This is a genomic window from Sodalis praecaptivus (assembly GCF_000517425.1).
Taxonomy (GTDB): Bacteria; Pseudomonadota; Gammaproteobacteria; order Enterobacterales; family Enterobacteriaceae; genus Sodalis_A; species Sodalis_A praecaptivus.
Map to the genome: position 1 here is coordinate 4,240,678 of NZ_CP006569.1, position 16,353 is coordinate 4,257,030.

General features: G+C 56.3%; 10 protein-coding genes. 4 read left to right on the forward strand and 6 right to left on the reverse strand.

The genetic code is table 11. The annotated features are described in order from the left end of the window. Nucleotides 1-51 precede the first annotated feature (51 nt). Complete coding sequence (locus SANT_RS18970) at nt 52-3,741, reverse strand: hypothetical protein (RefSeq protein WP_025423815.1); 3,690 nt, start codon at nt 3,739-3,741, stop codon at nt 52-54. A gap of 1,260 nt (nt 3,742-5,001) precedes the next feature. Beyond that, nucleotides 5,002-6,195, reverse strand: a complete 1,194-nt coding sequence (locus SANT_RS18975) for a hypothetical protein (protein ID WP_025423816.1) — start codon at nt 6,193-6,195, stop codon at nt 5,002-5,004. A gap of 691 nt (nt 6,196-6,886) precedes the next feature. Between SANT_RS18975 and SANT_RS23045 the strand changes: the two genes are divergently transcribed. The 3 genes from SANT_RS23045 to SANT_RS24750 all read left to right on the forward strand — a co-directional run bounded on the left by SANT_RS23045 (nt 6,887) and on the right by SANT_RS24750 (nt 10,727). Then, on the forward strand, nt 6,887-7,606 hold the full coding sequence (locus SANT_RS23045; RefSeq protein ID WP_025423817.1) for a hypothetical protein: 720 nt from the start codon (nt 6,887-6,889) through the stop codon (nt 7,604-7,606). 141 nt (nt 7,607-7,747) lie between these two features. Then, the gene (locus SANT_RS18985; RefSeq protein WP_081730485.1) at nt 7,748-8,398 is read left to right on the forward strand and encodes a DUF1007 family protein; all 651 of its coding nucleotides are present in this window, start codon (nt 7,748-7,750) and stop codon (nt 8,396-8,398) included. A gap of 607 nt (nt 8,399-9,005) precedes the next feature. Further along, entirely contained in the window at nt 9,006-10,727 is a 1,722-nt protein-coding gene (locus SANT_RS24750; protein WP_237234631.1) for a YadA C-terminal domain-containing protein, read from the forward strand. A gap of 501 nt (nt 10,728-11,228) precedes the next feature. Here the strand turns inward: SANT_RS24750 and SANT_RS18995 are convergent. Genes SANT_RS18995 through SANT_RS24635 form a run of 4 tightly spaced genes read right to left on the reverse strand, consistent with a single transcriptional unit; the run spans nt 11,229 to nt 13,832 of the window. After that, the gene (locus tag SANT_RS18995) at nt 11,229-12,107 is read right to left on the reverse strand and encodes a metal ABC transporter substrate-binding protein (RefSeq protein WP_025423820.1); all 879 of its coding nucleotides are present in this window, start codon (nt 12,105-12,107) and stop codon (nt 11,229-11,231) included. Next, nucleotides 12,104-12,985 carry a metal ABC transporter permease gene (locus tag SANT_RS19000; RefSeq protein WP_148296327.1) on the reverse strand — a complete coding sequence of 294 codons (882 nt, stop codon included), beginning with the start codon at nt 12,983-12,985 and terminating at the stop codon, nt 12,104-12,106. Before SANT_RS19000 ends, SANT_RS18995 begins: the two co-directional genes overlap by 4 nt. Nucleotides 12,986-12,987: 2 nt before the next feature. Continuing rightward, a complete protein-coding gene (locus SANT_RS19005; protein WP_025423822.1) occupies nt 12,988-13,695 on the reverse strand; it encodes a metal ABC transporter ATP-binding protein in 708 nt (235 codons plus the stop codon). Next, nucleotides 13,692-13,832, reverse strand: a complete 141-nt coding sequence (locus SANT_RS24635; protein WP_200867257.1) for a hypothetical protein — start codon at nt 13,830-13,832, stop codon at nt 13,692-13,694. The genes SANT_RS19005 and SANT_RS24635 overlap by 4 nt, the downstream gene beginning before the upstream one ends. Before the next feature lie 372 nt (nt 13,833-14,204). Between SANT_RS24635 and SANT_RS19010 the strand changes: the two genes are divergently transcribed. After that, the gene (locus tag SANT_RS19010) at nt 14,205-15,983 is read left to right on the forward strand and encodes a penicillin-binding transpeptidase domain-containing protein (protein WP_025423823.1); all 1,779 of its coding nucleotides are present in this window, start codon (nt 14,205-14,207) and stop codon (nt 15,981-15,983) included. Nucleotides 15,984-16,353 lie beyond the last annotated feature (370 nt).

Sequence of the window (16,353 nt, forward strand, 5' to 3'; positions counted from 1 at the left end):
TCGCTGGCCGTTGCGTTCGGCGCGCCGGATCTTGCCCCGCGCGCGGCCTCGTCAGCCTTTTTTGCCGGTGCTGATGCGCCGGGATATGCTGCCGCTGCAATGTCCAGGCACACAGTAATCCGTCTGACTGGCGGGTTTGCGACGCCGGCCGGAGGCAATAATCAAGGCATAGATTTTGCGCGGCAATTGGGACAAGCGATCGCCCGGTAATCGCGTTTGTCCCTCAGGGATATACCGCCTCCCTCTCCCCAGGTCGTAGATGTACGTCGCCACCGTATCGGCATCATCCATCAACAGATTGGCCCTAAGAAGCGTATCCTGCCACAGGCGCTTGATGAAGGCCGCTTTGCTCATGGCCGTGACGGCACGATTGCGCCGTTGCCGCGCCGCCGGGTCCGTTTCGCCCAGCGCCGCGACAGACTTAAGCAAGGCCCGGCGGTAACGATCGATAAATTGACCCTCCACGTTGTAATACATCAGATCCGCCTCGCGAATATCCTCTCTATCTTCATAGACTTCAACGCGCTCGTTGGTCTGCCCGTTATCGGTCGCTATCGGCGCACGGAGATAATTGACGCTGGCGAGGCGTAATGAGGCTTCGTGCAATAAATGCATTCTCGGCAACGTCTGGTTAGCGTCATCAAAGCTATCGGCCATGATGAGCAATCGCCGGTATTTATCGTTGCAAAACGTAAACCCCATAAGGGAAGGCTTACCGTCAGGCTGTATCCGACGCGCCTTATGCGCAACGAACAGGACATTTTCGGCAAGGGGTCGCGCCGCAAATTCCTCATCAATGCGTTCGGTGTAATAACACAGCCAGCGCGCCGCATATTGAATAATCTTATCGTCTGCGGGCGTCACCCCCAGCGCAAACAGAAGGTAATGATATATCGGGCTGGTCCGGGGAAGGGGCGGCGACTGAGCCAACGATTTATCCCGATCGCGCGGCAGAAAGCCGGCTTCTGCAAACAGCTGCTTCAACGCGAGCACCGCCTCGCGGGCCTCAGCGGTTTTCTCAAGCATGCGCTCTTTGTTCTGGTGTAAAAAACTGGCTGGAAACGTCGAGGTCGCCTTTTGGTTTTGCTGAAGGTCGTCATGCGACAACATATAATATTGCCCTTTACCCAAAAAACGATCGAGCAACACGCTGATTTTTCTTATATTGATATACTTGAGGCCCATCGCCGGGCGCAGGGAAATAAAACGTTGCAGCGCAGGAAGATCCCCTGTCGCAATCCCGGCCAGATCCAGCGTGATATGGGCCGCGCGCATGACGGATGCACCGCGTGAGGATGGGGGAAACATAAAATAGACATCCAACACATCGGACGTTTGTTCAATTACGCCGATGCTGTTTTTGTTGCGTTGCTGAAGCATAAATTGCGGGCCATAGAGGGCTCCCATCTCCGGCATCACCTTCGCGTAAATGCCGTGTTGGCTGATGCGTTGAAACGGCAGCGTCAACTTGTATTGCCCCGCCACGGCGATGAGATCGGCTACCGGCGCGTCCGGCAGCGGGCGCAGGAAAGCATGGTCGTCCATCTTCGTCAGCAGCCAGCCATTATCGTGCAACGTTTCGCTAACGGCGTACCCCATGGTCACGACATGGGCCACCGCGGCTTTGGACAGCGAGTAAATGCCTTCCACGTCCGGATCGAGCCTGTAATCCACTCCGGACGTCGGCGCGCCGGGAGGTTGCTGGGCGGCCGGCTGCCCGTGATTCGCCGCGTCGGGCAGGGGGATACGCAGTCCATCCCCCCCTCGCTTGGTGAGCAGCAAGTTTGACCGGATACCCGTGATAACTGCGTCAATCACCCGGCGTTGGGCGTCATTTTTGGCCGATGTCGCCATTTCGCCCATCACCGTCATAAGCAAATGCGTATTCAGATGGCAATCTAGCCCTTCGGCGTCGGGACGATGCTCGTAGCAATCGGTGAACGGCATTTTCGCGACTAATGCCGTATGCAACATCTCGTTGAAGCTCGTCAATTTGCCAAACTCACTCAACCGGCCGGTGAACATTTCCTGATGCCGGTGCGCGATGGTGTCAATAAACGTCGCCAGGGACTGCTGTTCGCTTTTGACCTGTATGAGGGGGGAGACGCGAATTCCGGCTTCCGCCACCGTGGTTGCCTGCATCAATTCGTCTAAATGGGTGTCAATCTTGTCAATTCGCCTGACTTTGCACCCGTCAGAGGCGTTGATGGCGGCATAGAAACGCACCTCGTCGCCCCACACCGCCTTAAAGACATCGATACTTTCCTTCGGTCGGTAAACATGCTCGGATTGGCTCCATTCTGGACGCCGCTGCGATGGCTGCAAAAACCACAGCTGTATCAGATGGATCGTCGCCTGGCGAAGATAGTTCTGCTCGTCGTCAGTCAACCCCTCCCAGCCCGCAGCGCAAAGCCAGCGGTACTGCGCCACATAGCTTCGACTGACCTTTTCCGTCGTTTGCCGGTACGCTTCCTCAAGTTGGGGTAAATCCGTCAGGTCAGATTGCGGCGTATCGGTGGCGTGAGCCGGTTTGCGGGCGGTGAGTCCGGCGTAGGGGTAGAGGTAACGTTGCAGGGTTTCAGCCTGTTCCGCCGGTGAGAGCCCGGGACGATGACGGGCTATAATGTCTTTCGCCAATTGCCGCCGCGTTCGCCATTGCCCGATCGCTTCCTGGAAGGCCGCCACCCGATCATGCGTCGCGAGGTGAGCGTTGCGCGCGGCGAAATAGTGACTCAGCGAGTAAGGCCGTTTTTTAAACATCACGCCTTGCGTCGGGGATGACGTCAGCGCCGCATGCAGCGCCGCCGGCAGTTTGAAGAAATGGCCGTATTGGCCCGTCGCACGGCTAAGGATAAAGAGGATGTTGCCAATAGCCTGAGCAAAGGATTTATCCTTGGGGATGAGGTGGTCCGGACTGGCATAGCTCAAAAAAAGCGTTCCAGCGTGCAAGTCGTGCCAGTCAAAACTGTCGATCCGCAGCGCGTCGGTGGCTTGATCATGAGGTATCAATAGGGGACAGTGCGCCAGCATAAGGAATTGCCATAATTGATTGGCCTCGTCCCGCGTAGAGGAGGCGTCACATTCCACCAAATTCAATAACTGGTCGTACATTTTCCCTCGTAATTTACTGAGGGTGAGTTCGCTTTCGTCGCATTGGGGAATAAGCGTATGCACAATCCAATGCTCTAACGTCCCGCCCAATAAAAGCTGGGTCAGCCAAAGCCGAATCGCGGTATCTTGCTGACTGACCAAGGTAACGTGATGGCCCTGGCCCCCATACCAATAATTGGCTTTTTCCAGCGCCTGAAACAGTAATGTTTTATTAGTCGGGGAGCGCTGAATAAAAGACAGCGATTTTAACGCCAACGTGACCAACCCCTTATCATCAAGCGTGATGTTTGGCGCGAGTTCACCCATTCTGATGAGTAAATGGAGAATGGACCGCCGCTGCTCTGCCACGTAAGGGGGAATAAACGGCGCTCCCGCCGAGCGTGTCTTTCTGACTGTCGCCGGTGCCGAATGCAGGGGAAAAGCGCCGCGCTCGCCCCCGGTCTGCTCCGGGGCCGACAGCCTCAGCATGGCGTTTCCCGGCGGCAGGGGCTCAACAGGCGGCGTTATCGCCAGCTCGACGTTGGGCGGGTGAACAGATGCCGGGGCGAGCGCTGAGTGAGCCGCGACGGCAGGACCGTCGCGGCCGTCTGCCGCTGATGTCGAATCGGTATAAATGACTTCTTTATCCATGGTGTCCTCAATAAAGCTGATTTAAGCCTATTCGCCCAATGCTCTTGCATTAGGCGAGCTTGCAAACGAATAGCAAAATCTGATTACGCTCGCGCCATGTCTGGCGAGTGGCTAAAAAAACTTGGCGTAGCCCGTCATCGGTAAGGGGTGCTGCACCTTAATACCGACATGACGGCGCAAAATAACGTTGCGCGCGCGCCGAAGGCGGTAACAGCGCTGAATAACTTAATCCCTTCTCTCATACCTTGTTGGGTAACTATTGACGTTAATAGCAGTGAAAATGAGGATTCAACGCCGGAATGCAAATTGCCGTTTAAGTCCATTTACTTAATATGCCGCGTAGCTTAAGCCCATTGGCTCAAAATGCCGTGTGGCTTGAGCACATTTGCTTATTATACCGTGTAGCTTGAGACCATTTTCTCAATATGTCGCGTAGTTTGAGCACATTTGCTTGATACACCGCGTGGTTTGAGCACATTTTCTCAATATTCCGTGTGGCTTGGGACATTTGTTTAATATACCGCGTAGCTTGAGCGCATTTGCTTGATACACCGCGTGGCCTGAGCCCATTTTCTCACTATTCCGTGTAGCTTGTGCACATTTGTTTAATATACCGCGTGGCTTGAGCGCATTTGCTTAATACACCGCGTGGCTTGAGCCCATTTTCTCAATATTCCGTGTAGCTTGTGCACATTTGCTTAATATACCACGTGGCTTGAGCGCATATGCTTATTATACCGTGATGAAATCTACCGCTTATTTTCTCTCGTGATGAACGAAAGCCAGGATCTCAGCGTCGCTTTGCCCGCGACGCATTCCCATGCACTGTTGTCGGTGTCAATTACAAAGCGTTTAACATCGCCATACATTGAACTCATGCAGACGTTTAGCCAGAGGGGCACCCCCCGTTTTAGCTTAAATAACGCGGCAAACCGCGCAGGGTGGTCGTGGCCTCTGATCGGTTTAGGACGCTATTAATCGATTCCTCTACCCACGGTGTTTCGCCTTCTCTCCGCTCTGGATAGACAGACCTTAGCGGCGTTTTTACTCTACCATGAGTCAGCACAGTCGGGTCAATAAACGGTTATTATCGCTCCCGTCATGAGGTTGCCTGAAGACGTTCTGGAGGGGTTGCGGGGCGTTCAAACAAGGACTTACGACACCCTCAGCCTTGGCGATGCCACACAAGAGGCGATAATACAGACTGCGGTGCTGTGTACCGACAAGCGGAATAAGGCGTCAGCCCGGGCCAGGCGGATCTCAGGGCTCGGGCGGCGTAACCCCGCCGATCCAGATCCGCCGCGCCGCCTCGTGGCAGATGATCAGCTGCGCCGCCCCGTCCTCTCGACATTGTTCAGCCGCTGCGGCCAACGACAGCCAGGGCGTGGCCATCCCCGCCGGGCCCAGTACATCGTCAAGATGATGAATCAGCGTCTGCGGCGCTAAGCGTAGCGCCTGCTCTGTCGCGGCGGCGACCGCGCCGTTGCCCGTTAGCCAGGCATGTCGCACCGCTTTCGGCTCCAGCCGCGCCCACAACAACGCCCGCGATAACGCACGGCTACAGGCCGACGCCGGCTCAGGCTGGGGCCGATGGATCCGCGCCAGCACCGGCAACGACGGGCAATATTCGCTTATCATCACCAGTCCCACCGTCGACTCGATAATCCCTTCCGCTCCCGGTAGCGCCCCTTTCTCCTCCAGGGCGTCCTCCGGCGGCACGGCCCGCTGTACCGCAATAACCACCAAGGCGCTCGGCGCACGCGCCGTATCATCAAGCCAGTCATCCAGCGCCAACAGCCCGCTCGCGGACAAAGGGGTAAAGTGTCGGTTAAAAGGGGCGCCGGTTTGCAACAGTAATTGCTGCTCTTCTTCCACCGGCAGGCCGCTGTCACACTGCATCACAAGGTAACAGGGCATCGAAGGGGGCAAGGCGTTCAGTGCTGGGCCCAATTGCTGTGCCAACCAGGTAAAATGGCCGGCGAGCCAGCGCGGTGGCGTCATGGCCTGGATCTGATCCCTCGTCGGCGTCACGCCAGAGCAGGCGAGTATCTCGGACTGAAACCGACCCACCGGCGGCAGGATTCCGGCCGCCAGACGCTGGCCGTCCCTGTCGAGACAGGTTGTCGCACAGCGGGCCACAAGCCGTCCGTAACGCTGCCCGCGTTCGATTTCATCGCGCAAACGCTGCGCACGCTCACAATCCTGGGTAGCGAAATACAGAGTATCACAGCGGCCGCCGATACGGCTCAGAGCATAAAATATCCCGGCAATCACGGCAGCAACCAGCAGGCAGCTTAGCCAGAACGTCTCGCCGCGCGCATGCTCACACCAAAGACACCAGCCGCTGAGCGCCGAGAGAGCGAAGTACCCCGTCGCCTTAACGCCCCAACGTTTACTGCCGCGCCACCGCGGGCAGGCGTTTTCCTCTTTCTCTGGCGACCGATCAATTGACATAGCTTGCCCTGCCCCTAACGGTAGCTGCCCCGCCGACGACACCGAAAGGCGCTTCCCTCTTAGGCACTCTGCTCGTCAGCGCTAAGCGCCAGGTCAATAACATGGTCGATCGGCATAAATGCGTTACCCACATAACTGTTCCTTTTAATTACTTTTTATTCATCCACCCTGGACCCTGGCCGGCATGTAAAATAGAAACATACAATTCAAATATTATGCTGGATACCTATTACCGCTGATTTTCACCTTAGCATAGGGCAGTTGCGCTTATATTAATGAAATAGCAACGGCTAAGTTAAAAAGTCTTTATCGACAGCGGGCTTATACGCGCCAGCCGCCAACGTGGACGGCATCGCGCAACGGCCCCCCGGTAAGGGACAACCTGGGCTCAACGGCCCGCCAGCGATACCCTAGGCGGGCCGTAATATACGCAATTAATAATTAAGTCAAAAATAATAATAAATACATATTTTATGCGATATTTTTATCAAAAATGACGCAGCGATATTAGCCTATTTACCCACGGTTATCGCTTGCAATAATAGACCTTATTTCAGAAAGTTACATCGCCGCGCAGAAACCCGCATGATTATTACGCCTTTTCGTGAGTGTCGGACATTGACGGCAGCAGGCGTTAAGCTACAGTTGATTGAATTTGCCAATATTCATTGCGCCTAAGGGAGGGGGCACCATGAATGAATTTTTTTCCTTGCTCGAAAGCATGCATATTGATTTTTCTCAGGCACCCGGCGGTATGTTATTAGTCGGCGAAACACTGGATCTTTCCGCCAGCCGAATTGATCGCTTACCTAATGACATGGTCATTATCGGTTCGCTTATATTGCGCGGCTGTAATATCACCGCATTACCCAGCGGCCTGCGGGTGCTGGATTATCTCGATCTCAACTATACGGCAATTCGCCGGCTGCCGGCAGACTTACACGTAGGCGGGTCTCTTTACATCGAACGCTCACAATTGCGTCAGCTGCCGGACAATTTCAGCCTCGACGATCATCTGGTGCTGGAAAATACCCCGATAACCTCACTGCCGCGGAATATGTGCGTCGGGGGCTGCCTGAATATACTCGGTACCGGTATTACCTATCTGCCGGAAGATCTGTACGTGGGTGAACGGCTATTGCTGGATGCGGAGAAAATGACCGGCAACGTTGCCTGGCGCCAACTGCGTAACGCCGAGCTGCCGCCAAATCCGCTGTTCAGCCCTGCCAGCGGCAGCCACCAGCGCGACTTGACGGTATATGCGGTGTCGCTCGCCGGTGAGATCAAAATTTCCGCCGGTCGATTCTACGGATCGCCCTCGGCGTTTATTCGCAATAATCCACCGCAGCCTTTTCGCCAACGGGTATTGGAGTGCGTGGAGGAACTGAACCAGAACGCGATGATCGGTTGAACGCTACCGTGCGCCCATGAACCCCCAGCCGCCGCCAACGCGGCGCGCTGCCTCTTTACCCCATCCCCCGCAACAGCCATACTAGGAAGGCGTCCATCGCGGGCGCGCCTCCCGTCACCGCAGCGAGAAAAGGAGAAACTGTTGAACGGAAATCTGCCTGGATGGGGCCGGCGCCTGCTTTTGCTGGCCGCACTGCTGTCGCCAATGGTGTCTTTTGCCCATCCGCACAGTTTTATCGCTATGCGCGCCACGTTTATCAACCAGGCGGAGACGTTGACCGGCGTGCATATGCGCTGGACGATGGATGAGATGACCTCCGCCGATCTTCTCTACGATGCCGGTGACGCGCCCGCCGGCTCGGTGATATGGAAAAAACTGGCGGCGCAGGTCATGGCAAATGTCTTGGGGCAGCATTATTTCAGCGAGCTGTACCATCAGGGGAAGCGGGTAAAATTCGACAACCTGCCGCCGGCGTATCAGTTATCGCGGGAAGGCCACAAAGCAGTGCTGGACTTCGTGTTGCCGCTGGCGGAGCCGCAGCCCCTGGCAGGACAGACCTTTACGCTCAGCACCTTCGACCCCACCTATTTCGTAGATATGACCTACAAAGATGCTGCCGCGCTGGTGCTGCCGCCGGCGATGGCGCAACGCTGCAAGGTAACGCTGACCACACCCGATCCTGACGCATCGTGGCAGGAGTATGCCCGCTCGCTGGACAAGGCGGACGCGCCGCCGCCGGATAAAGATCTCGGCAGGCAATTCGCCCAAACGGTCACGCTGACCTGCCGCTAACGCGCCAAGGACAATAATTTATCATCACTCTTTTTGGTCCTGTGTTGGAGTAGGCTTATGCGACTAAGCGCTTTTTGTCTGCTCCTGACGCGATGTTGTCCCCCCTTAAAGTGCATAACGGTAACAAAAGTCATCGCGCCATAGTGATAGGCGCCTGGGTGCCAGGCTTATTTTCGGGCCGATGTTCTCTATTAATAACCCCCGGGCGCTATCATCGTTAATTTCTTCTTGCTGAAACGCCAACGTCGCGGATAAATATAAAACAGCAGCAGCGACACAAAAATTATTAGAAAGGTTAGCGTTAGCGAGACAAATCAATCTCTCAGCACGTCATGTTCCAAGCACCTTAATGGGTGGCTATATTCTCCAGGCGCAAATGCTAACCAGTTGATTTTTCTGGCTGTAATTTACTTGGATTTTAAATAAATCATTATTTATTTTTTGAAAATTAACTTTCAATTAATGTCAGTGAGCGAATAATAAAATAGATCGAAACGATCGAATAAAGTCATTTTATTTTTAATTCACGTTGATGAACAATCCGACTCCTGCGATTCCGGCCGGTTCGTATAACTAATTATCTTTCTGCGTGAATAAGGATTGAAACATGAGCAGCAAAAAATTAAAGTCGGAATTATTATTTTCATCCACCTTAAGTGAATCGCCGTATAGCACAAAATATAATTCCAATAGAGAATCAACCATGAGGGGTTCCTTGCCGAGAAAGGCAATGCTGTCCTATTGTATTTTGGGAATCTTAAGCGCATTTTCCCATTCCGCCATTGCGCACGGGCCAGAAAAAATTACGCCAATAGAGAATGACGAGCAATTCTTAACGGGCGTGCCCGATCCCAATACGCGCAATGCGAATCAGGAAGGCCTGAGAGGAATTCTCAATTCTAATCCGTTTGGTGTCGCGGATGGGGGTTTGACGGGACAACGGACAAATAGCCCCGCGCCGGCAACGGCAGCCACATCGGGCGAGAATGCGGCGGTACTGCCTACCCCTCCCGCCGCCGCTGCTTCACCCACCGTAGCGGCTGGAAGTAGCAAGGCAACTTCCGTTACCACCACCGAACCGGTAGCGGTCACAGCACATAAAGAGAGCGCGGCGGTACCGCCTACCCCTCCCGCTGCCGCTGCCGCTGCTTCACCCATCGCCGTGGCTGGAAGTAGCAAGGCAACTCCCGTTACTACCACCGAATCGGTAGCAGTTACGGCACATAACGAGAGCGCGGCGGTACCGCCTACCCTTCCCGCCGCCGCTGCTTCACCCATCGCCGTGGCGGGAAGTAGCAAGGCAACTTTCGTTACCACCACCGAACCGGTAGCGGTTACGGCACATAACGAGAGCGCGGCGGTACCACCGACCCATGCCATTGACACTCTCTCCCCGGCCGCACCGGCTGAAAATCTCATGGCTCCCCCTGCCGCCACCCCAGCGCCGGCAACGGCTGCGGTAATAAAAGATCCCTCTTCTGCCTCTGATGCGGAATCTGACAATGAAAAATCTCAAGACAAACGACGCAGCAAAAAAAAGAAAAAACTCAAGCAGGCCGCCCTTAATCACGCAAAGGGGACCGGACACGCCGAAGATAATGCAAAAACGGCGGCTGACGCGTCAGTCAAGCACAAAAGCAGTGTACAGAATCCAGCACAATCTGCGGGTCAAACGCTTGAGCAGGAACAGGCGGCTATGAATGCTCGTCGTCCGGTGGATTCCGTTGCCGCCAACGCCGGCAATCTCACCCTAGCGGCAGGGTCATCCCCCTCAGCGGTGGCGCAGCAGCGCCACGGAGCGGCGTTATCAAGGGGACAAAACATCAATCAAGCCTCTAACCCTGAGGACATGTTCACTTATGACCCGCAAACGGGCGTCATGCATGTTGGTGAAAACGCCGTGGGCACCACAATTTCCATAGCGGGTAGGCAAGGCGACAGAGGCATCACCGGTTTAGCCGATGGCGTTCATAACAATGATGCCGCTAATGTCGGGCAACTAAACCGGGTCAATAATACGGCGACATCAGCGCAAGCGCTGGCGCAGAAAAATACAGCTCGAATCAAAGATATTGAGAATAAATTATCCAAAACCAATACCAAAATTGACCGCGGATTAGCCGCTTCCGCCGCATTGACCGGGCTATTTCAGCCCTATGGCGTAGGTAAAATCAACTTCACTGCGGGCATGGGGGGCTATGGCTCGTCCCAGGCAATAGCCGTCGGTTCAGGGTATCGCATCAGTGAGAATACCGCCTTTAAGGCCGGGGTCGCCTATTCCGGCGGCAGCAATGTCATGTACAACGCGTCCTTCAACCTGGAATGGTAAAGCGCTAATCTACCATTAGCCCTCACCCCGGTTTTGGCCGGGGATGAGGCTACTCTTTTGCCACCTCTCATCGTCGCCGACCGTCTCGATGCGGCCACGATCGTAGGTGTTGTGGGTCTATAACAATATCCTTCCTGGCCAACACGCGTTGACTGCTGTACGCGCAAATACCGCTTTCGGCATCGGATGGATGAGACCTACCGAGGGCATGGCCATACTCGCTTCGCCATGGCTGTGCCGTTTCACGCGTTATTCTGTGAGGTGCTTGATTAAATATCGCCGATTGCCGTCATCCCGATGCGTTCACGTCGGGCTTAGAAATGTTGTCTAGGCTTGTGGGGTGAATACATTGTCGCGCTGAACCCTTCGATCCCGCCTTTAACGCCGACGCTTCGTGATTAACCTCGGCAATCGCCTGGCATGTTGTGTTTCGTCTCCCATAAGTCACAGCGTGATGCCGTGGCCGGGCAATTCCCCCGACCACGGCGCTTACCCCCGTGTTTATTTCATACTGCCGGCAAGCGTGGTGACATTGTGGCGAAACGCCGCTTCATAGGTAGCGGCGGGGCCATCCTTGGCGGACAAGGCTTCGGGGTACAACTCACCACCGGGCTGAGCGCCGCTGGCGCTGGCGATTTGTTTTACCAGCCGCGGGTCGGTCTGGTTCTCAATGAAATAGGTGGCGATGTGTTCCTGCTTAATTTGATCGATTAACCCCGCCACATTGCTGGCGCTGGCCTCGGATTCGGTGGAGAAACCGACCGGTGACAGGAATTGCACGCCGTATTCGGCGCCAAAATAACCAAAGGCATCATGGCTGGTCAGCACTTTACGTTTTCCCTGCGGTATGGCGGCAAATTCCGCCTTAGCCCAGGCGTCGAGCTTCTCCAATTGCTGAATATACGCTTCGCCGCGCTGACGGAAATAGTCAGCGTCCTGCGGGTCGGTGGCTATCAGCGCATTCATGACGTTACGCGCGTACAGGGCGCCATTGCGGGCGCTGTTCCACGCGTGCGGGTCGGTAATGGTTTTGCCATCCTCTTCCATTTTGCGCGGACTGACGCCGTCGGAAGCGGTAATGACTTTACCCCGATAACCAGAAGCGGTGACCAGGCGATCGATCCAGCCCTCAAGCCCCAGCCCGCTGACAAACACCACGTCCGCTTTCGCCAACGCCTGGCTGTCCTTCGGCGCCGGTTCAAAGGCATGGGGATCGCCGTCCGGCCCGACTAATTCGGTCACCTTGACATGCTCACCGCCAACCTGCCTAACGATATCCGCCAGCACCGAAAAACTGGCCACCGCGTCTACGGTTTTCGCCAGCGCCGTCGGGCTGACCACGATCAATGCCATCGCAATTGACAGCGTAAAACGTTTCATATCTTCTCCTTGTTAACTACCCTGCGACGCCGGCGCAGCAGCAATGCAATACCGCCGCGCGGACCTAATAATACCGAGAGGAAAAACACCAGACTGGCCGATAACACAATGGTCGGGCCGGCGGGCAACGAAGCGTAGAATGACCACAGTAGCCCACCCCACGAACAGAACACGCCGATGGCGGTCGCCAACGCCAGCATCCGCGGCAGGCTGGTGGTCCAGCAGCGCGCGGCCACCGGCGGCAACATCATTAATCCCACCGCCATCAGGGTGCCCAGGATTTGAAAGCCCGCCACAAGATTCAGCACCACCAGCGCCAAAAACAGCGCCTGGATTAAGCGCGGAAAACCGGTGGGATTGACGCGCAAAAACGCCGCGTCAAAGGCTTCAACCACCAGAGCGCGATACATCAATGCCAGGCTGAGGAAGGTGCTGCTGGCAATGGCGCCGACAAAACGTATGGCGTCGGTATCCACCGCCAGGATGGATCCAAACAGTAAATGCAATAAATCGACGCTGGACCCGCGCAGGGATACCAGCGTCACCCCCAGCGCCAGCGATCCGAGATAAAAGCCGGCGAAGCTAGCGTCCTCTTTAAGCTGCGTCATTGAGCTGACCCAGCCGGACAGGACCGCCACCACCAGACCGGCGATAAAGCCGCCTATGCCCATAGCGATAAGCGACATGCCGGACAGCAGATAACCGATGGCGACGCCCGGCAATATGGCATGGGATAGCGCATCACCCACCAGGCTCATGCGGCGCAGTAACAAGAAACTGCCCAAGGGCGTGGTGCTGAGGGACAGGGCGAAACAGGCCACCAGCGCCCGGCGCATAAAGCCGTAATTGACAAAAGGATCAAACAACAAATGCAACATGATCACACACTCTGCAGGCGACAAGCGCTCAACGGGGCGGCCGACTCCGGCCATGGCGCCAATACCTGGGCGGAGGGCCCCCAGACGGGCCGCTCTGGCGTTAGCCACAGCGTTTGCGGAAAATGCTCGACGACCAGTTGATTGTCGTGCAGGACGACAATAATCGTGCGCCCCTGGCGGTGCAGTTGCTCAATGACCGTCATCAACAGGCCGCAGGTGGGTTTATCGATGCCGCTGAAAGGCTCATCAAGCAAAATCAGCGGCGCCTCTTGGACCAGCAGTCGGGCAAACAACATGCGCTGAAATTGGCCGCCGGAGAGCGTGCTGATGGCGCGATGGGACAATGCTTCTAGGCCGACGCGCGTCAACGCTTGCCAGACAGCGGCCTGTTGGGCACGATGAAGGCGGCGCAGCAGGCCACAGGTCGGCCAGCAGCCCATCGCCACAACGTCAAATACCGTCAAGGGGAACTGTCGATCCATTTCCGCCTGCTGCGGCAAATAGCCTACTCGCGGTCGACCGCCCTGGCCGAACGATAGCGACCCTTGCACCGGGGGCAGCAGGCCGGCCAGGGTTTTCAGCAGTGTCGATTTACCGGAACCGTTAGCGCCGACGATGGCGGTCATGCTGCCGCTGGCGAAGCAGCCGACCAGCGGCACGCCGATGCCTTGCCCTTGATATCCCGTAAGCAGATTGCGCAACGTTATCATGGCAGCATCGTCGACCAGATGATGGCGGCCCACAGCAGCGCGAGCAGGGCCAACGCCATCAGCATCCGCGTCAACCCCGAGGCAATAAGCAGCCTCCGACCCACCGTCAGGCGCCGTGATGATACGTAAGAAGACATGAAGTTACCCGAGACTGTAAATGTTATAATATAACATACCATGCAGAACGATCTGCGGGCAATGCTTAATGTGCGCCGAAAGGATTTTGTTTCTAAACATATATGTGCCGTACCGCTACGGCGAAAGACTGCGGGCATGCGCCGGGTTAAATTTTTCGTGAAGCAGGATGTTGTCTTCGGCCATGCCGTCCCCGTCGTAGCGCAACGGCGGGCGCGGCAGCGGCCAGCCCCCAAGGCGGCCTACGCTTTTCGTCGCTGTTTTGCGCGCGGCGGGAGCTCAATTTCTGAAACATTTATTTTCTATCGCAGAGGGGGGATATTCAGTAACACTTTCTCGTGTTTCAACCACCGCTGATTTCCGAAGAGAGCGTTATGTCGACCGCCAAAAAAACGCCGCGCGCCCCTACCCCTTATCTGGGCTCCCGCTTTACCTTGTTATGCCTGGGCGTATTGTGCTGCTTGCTACTGCTATTGGCGCGCGTCGGCTATTTGCAGCTTCTCAAACGACCGATGCTGGAAAAGCAGGCGGACGCCCGTTCGCTGCGCACCATGCCGATTCAGACCAACCGCGGTACCCTCACCGATCGCAATGGCGAGGTGTTGGCGCTCAGCGTTCCTTCGCGCACTATCATTGCCGATCCGAAAGTGATCCTGGCCGCCCGTCCCGATTTTAATGACGGCAAATGGCGCTATCTGGCGGAGGCGTTGAAAATGCCGCTGGCGGATTTACAGCGTATCATCGCGCAGGATCCGTCTCGCCGCTATGTCGCGCTCGGACGCAAAATCGAATCAGGTATCGCTCAGGATATTATGAAGCTGCATCTTAAAGGGATAAGCAGCCTGTTCGACGACAGCCGCTACTATCCGATGAGCGAAGCGGCGGCGCCGCTTATCGGCATTGTGGGCGCCGACAACCAGGGGCTAAACGGTATCGAGCGCGGTTTCGATAATTTGTTGCAGGGCAAACCGGGCATGCGGCAATACCGTCAAGACGGCGATAATAACGAAATTGCGCTGGTCAATTATACAGCCCCCCAACAGGCGCCCGATGTTACGCTGAGTATCGATAAATTCGATCAGTATGCGCTTTATTCCCATCTGCGCGCCGGGGTGATTTTAAACAAAGCCGACTCCGGGGCGGCGGTGCTGGTCAAAGTAAGCACCGGCGAGATCCTGGCGATGGCCTCTTACCCCTCTTTCAATCCCAATAACTTCGCCGATGCCACGCCGCAGAGCATGCGTGATGTGGCCATTAGCGACAGCTTCGAGCCAGGCTCGACGGTGAAACCGCTGGTGGTCATGGCCGGGTTGCAGCAGCATTTGATCCAGCCCAATTCGGTGCTGGATACAACCCCTTATCGCATTAACGGGCATTTGATCCGCGATGTGGGCCATTGGCCGCGGCTAACTATTACCGGGATTTTGCAGAAATCCAGCGATATCGGCGTTTCGCACATCGCCATGGCGATGCCCGCCAGCGTACTGGTGAATCTTTACCAATCCTTTGGTTTGGGCAAACCCACCGGGCTGGGCATCACAGGGGAAACCAGCGGCTATTTCCCTTTTAATCGGCAGCGCTGGGCGGATATTGAGCGCGCCACCTTTTCCTTTGGCTATGGTCTGCGCGCCACGCCGCTGCAAATCGCGCGCGAATACGCCACCATCGGCGCCTTGGGCGTTTACCGGCCGCTGTCCATCACCCGCGTAACGCCGCCCGTCATGGGTAAACGGGTTATGGACGCCGGCATTGTGCGTACCGTATTGCATATGATGGAAAGCGATGCGCTGCCCGGCGGAAGCGGGGTACGCGCGGCGGTACCGGGCTATCGGCTGGCTATTAAAACGGGAACCGCCGAGAAGATGGGTCCCAGCGGCAAATACGACGGCGGCTACATCAACTATACCGCCGGCGTGGCGCCGGCCAGCAATCCGCAGGTCGCGCTGGTCATTGTCGTCAACCATCCCACCGCCGGCGACCATTTCGGCGGCTCGGTGGCATCGCCGATTTTCGGCCAGGCCATGGGCGCCGTGCTGCGGCACATGAATATTGCGCCGGACGCGATGCCGGAGAAACCGCCGGCCGATAACCCGACGCCCGCCGCCGGCAAGGCGATGGTCATGAACGGTGGACGGTCTGGCGGCGGCGCGTAACATCCTCGGCCGCTGACGCCATGGCGGACGGGAACGGCATAGAATGTACACATCGCTAGACGCCACGGCGGACGGGAACGGCATAGAGCGCATACATCGCTAGACGCCACGGCGGACGGAGACGGCGTAGAACGCACACATCGCTAGACGCCACGGTATACAAAAGCGCCCATCGCGGGACACGACAGCGGCAAAGAAGGCGCCGTCCGCGCCGGTGCCTCAAGACCCGCGCCCTGCGCCGTCCGGCCCGATACAGGATAAGCCAGCGCCATTTGGCGCCAAAAAAGCGCCATAACGGCATCTTATTGGTGCCGTTTTAGTGTCAAATGCATCTTTACCGATGTCGACCGCACGGCTTACGCCGAAGAAG

Bases quoted from the DNA above. Each gene is read 5' to 3' on its own strand.
- SANT_RS18970 (WP_025423815.1), bottom strand. From the start codon at position 3,741: ATGGATAAAGAAGTCATTTATACCGATTCGACATCAGCGGCAGACGGC.
- SANT_RS18975 (WP_025423816.1), bottom strand. From the start codon at position 6,195: ATGTCAATTGATCGGTCGCCAGAGAAAGAGGAAAACGCCTGCCCGCGG.
- SANT_RS23045 (WP_025423817.1), top strand. From the start codon at position 6,887: ATGAATGAATTTTTTTCCTTGCTCGAAAGCATGCATATTGATTTTTCT.
- SANT_RS24750 (WP_237234631.1), top strand. From the start codon at position 9,006: ATGAGCAGCAAAAAATTAAAGTCGGAATTATTATTTTCATCCACCTTA.
- SANT_RS18995 (WP_025423820.1), bottom strand. From the start codon at position 12,107: ATGAAACGTTTTACGCTGTCAATTGCGATGGCATTGATCGTGGTCAGC.
- SANT_RS19000 (WP_148296327.1), bottom strand. From the start codon at position 12,985: ATGTTGCATTTGTTGTTTGATCCTTTTGTCAATTACGGCTTTATGCGC.
- SANT_RS19005 (WP_025423822.1), bottom strand. From the start codon at position 13,695: ATGATAACGTTGCGCAATCTGCTTACGGGATATCAAGGGCAAGGCATC.
- SANT_RS24635 (WP_200867257.1), bottom strand. From the start codon at position 13,832: ATGTCTTCTTACGTATCATCACGGCGCCTGACGGTGGGTCGGAGGCTG.
- SANT_RS19010 (WP_025423823.1), top strand. From the start codon at position 14,205: ATGTCGACCGCCAAAAAAACGCCGCGCGCCCCTACCCCTTATCTGGGC.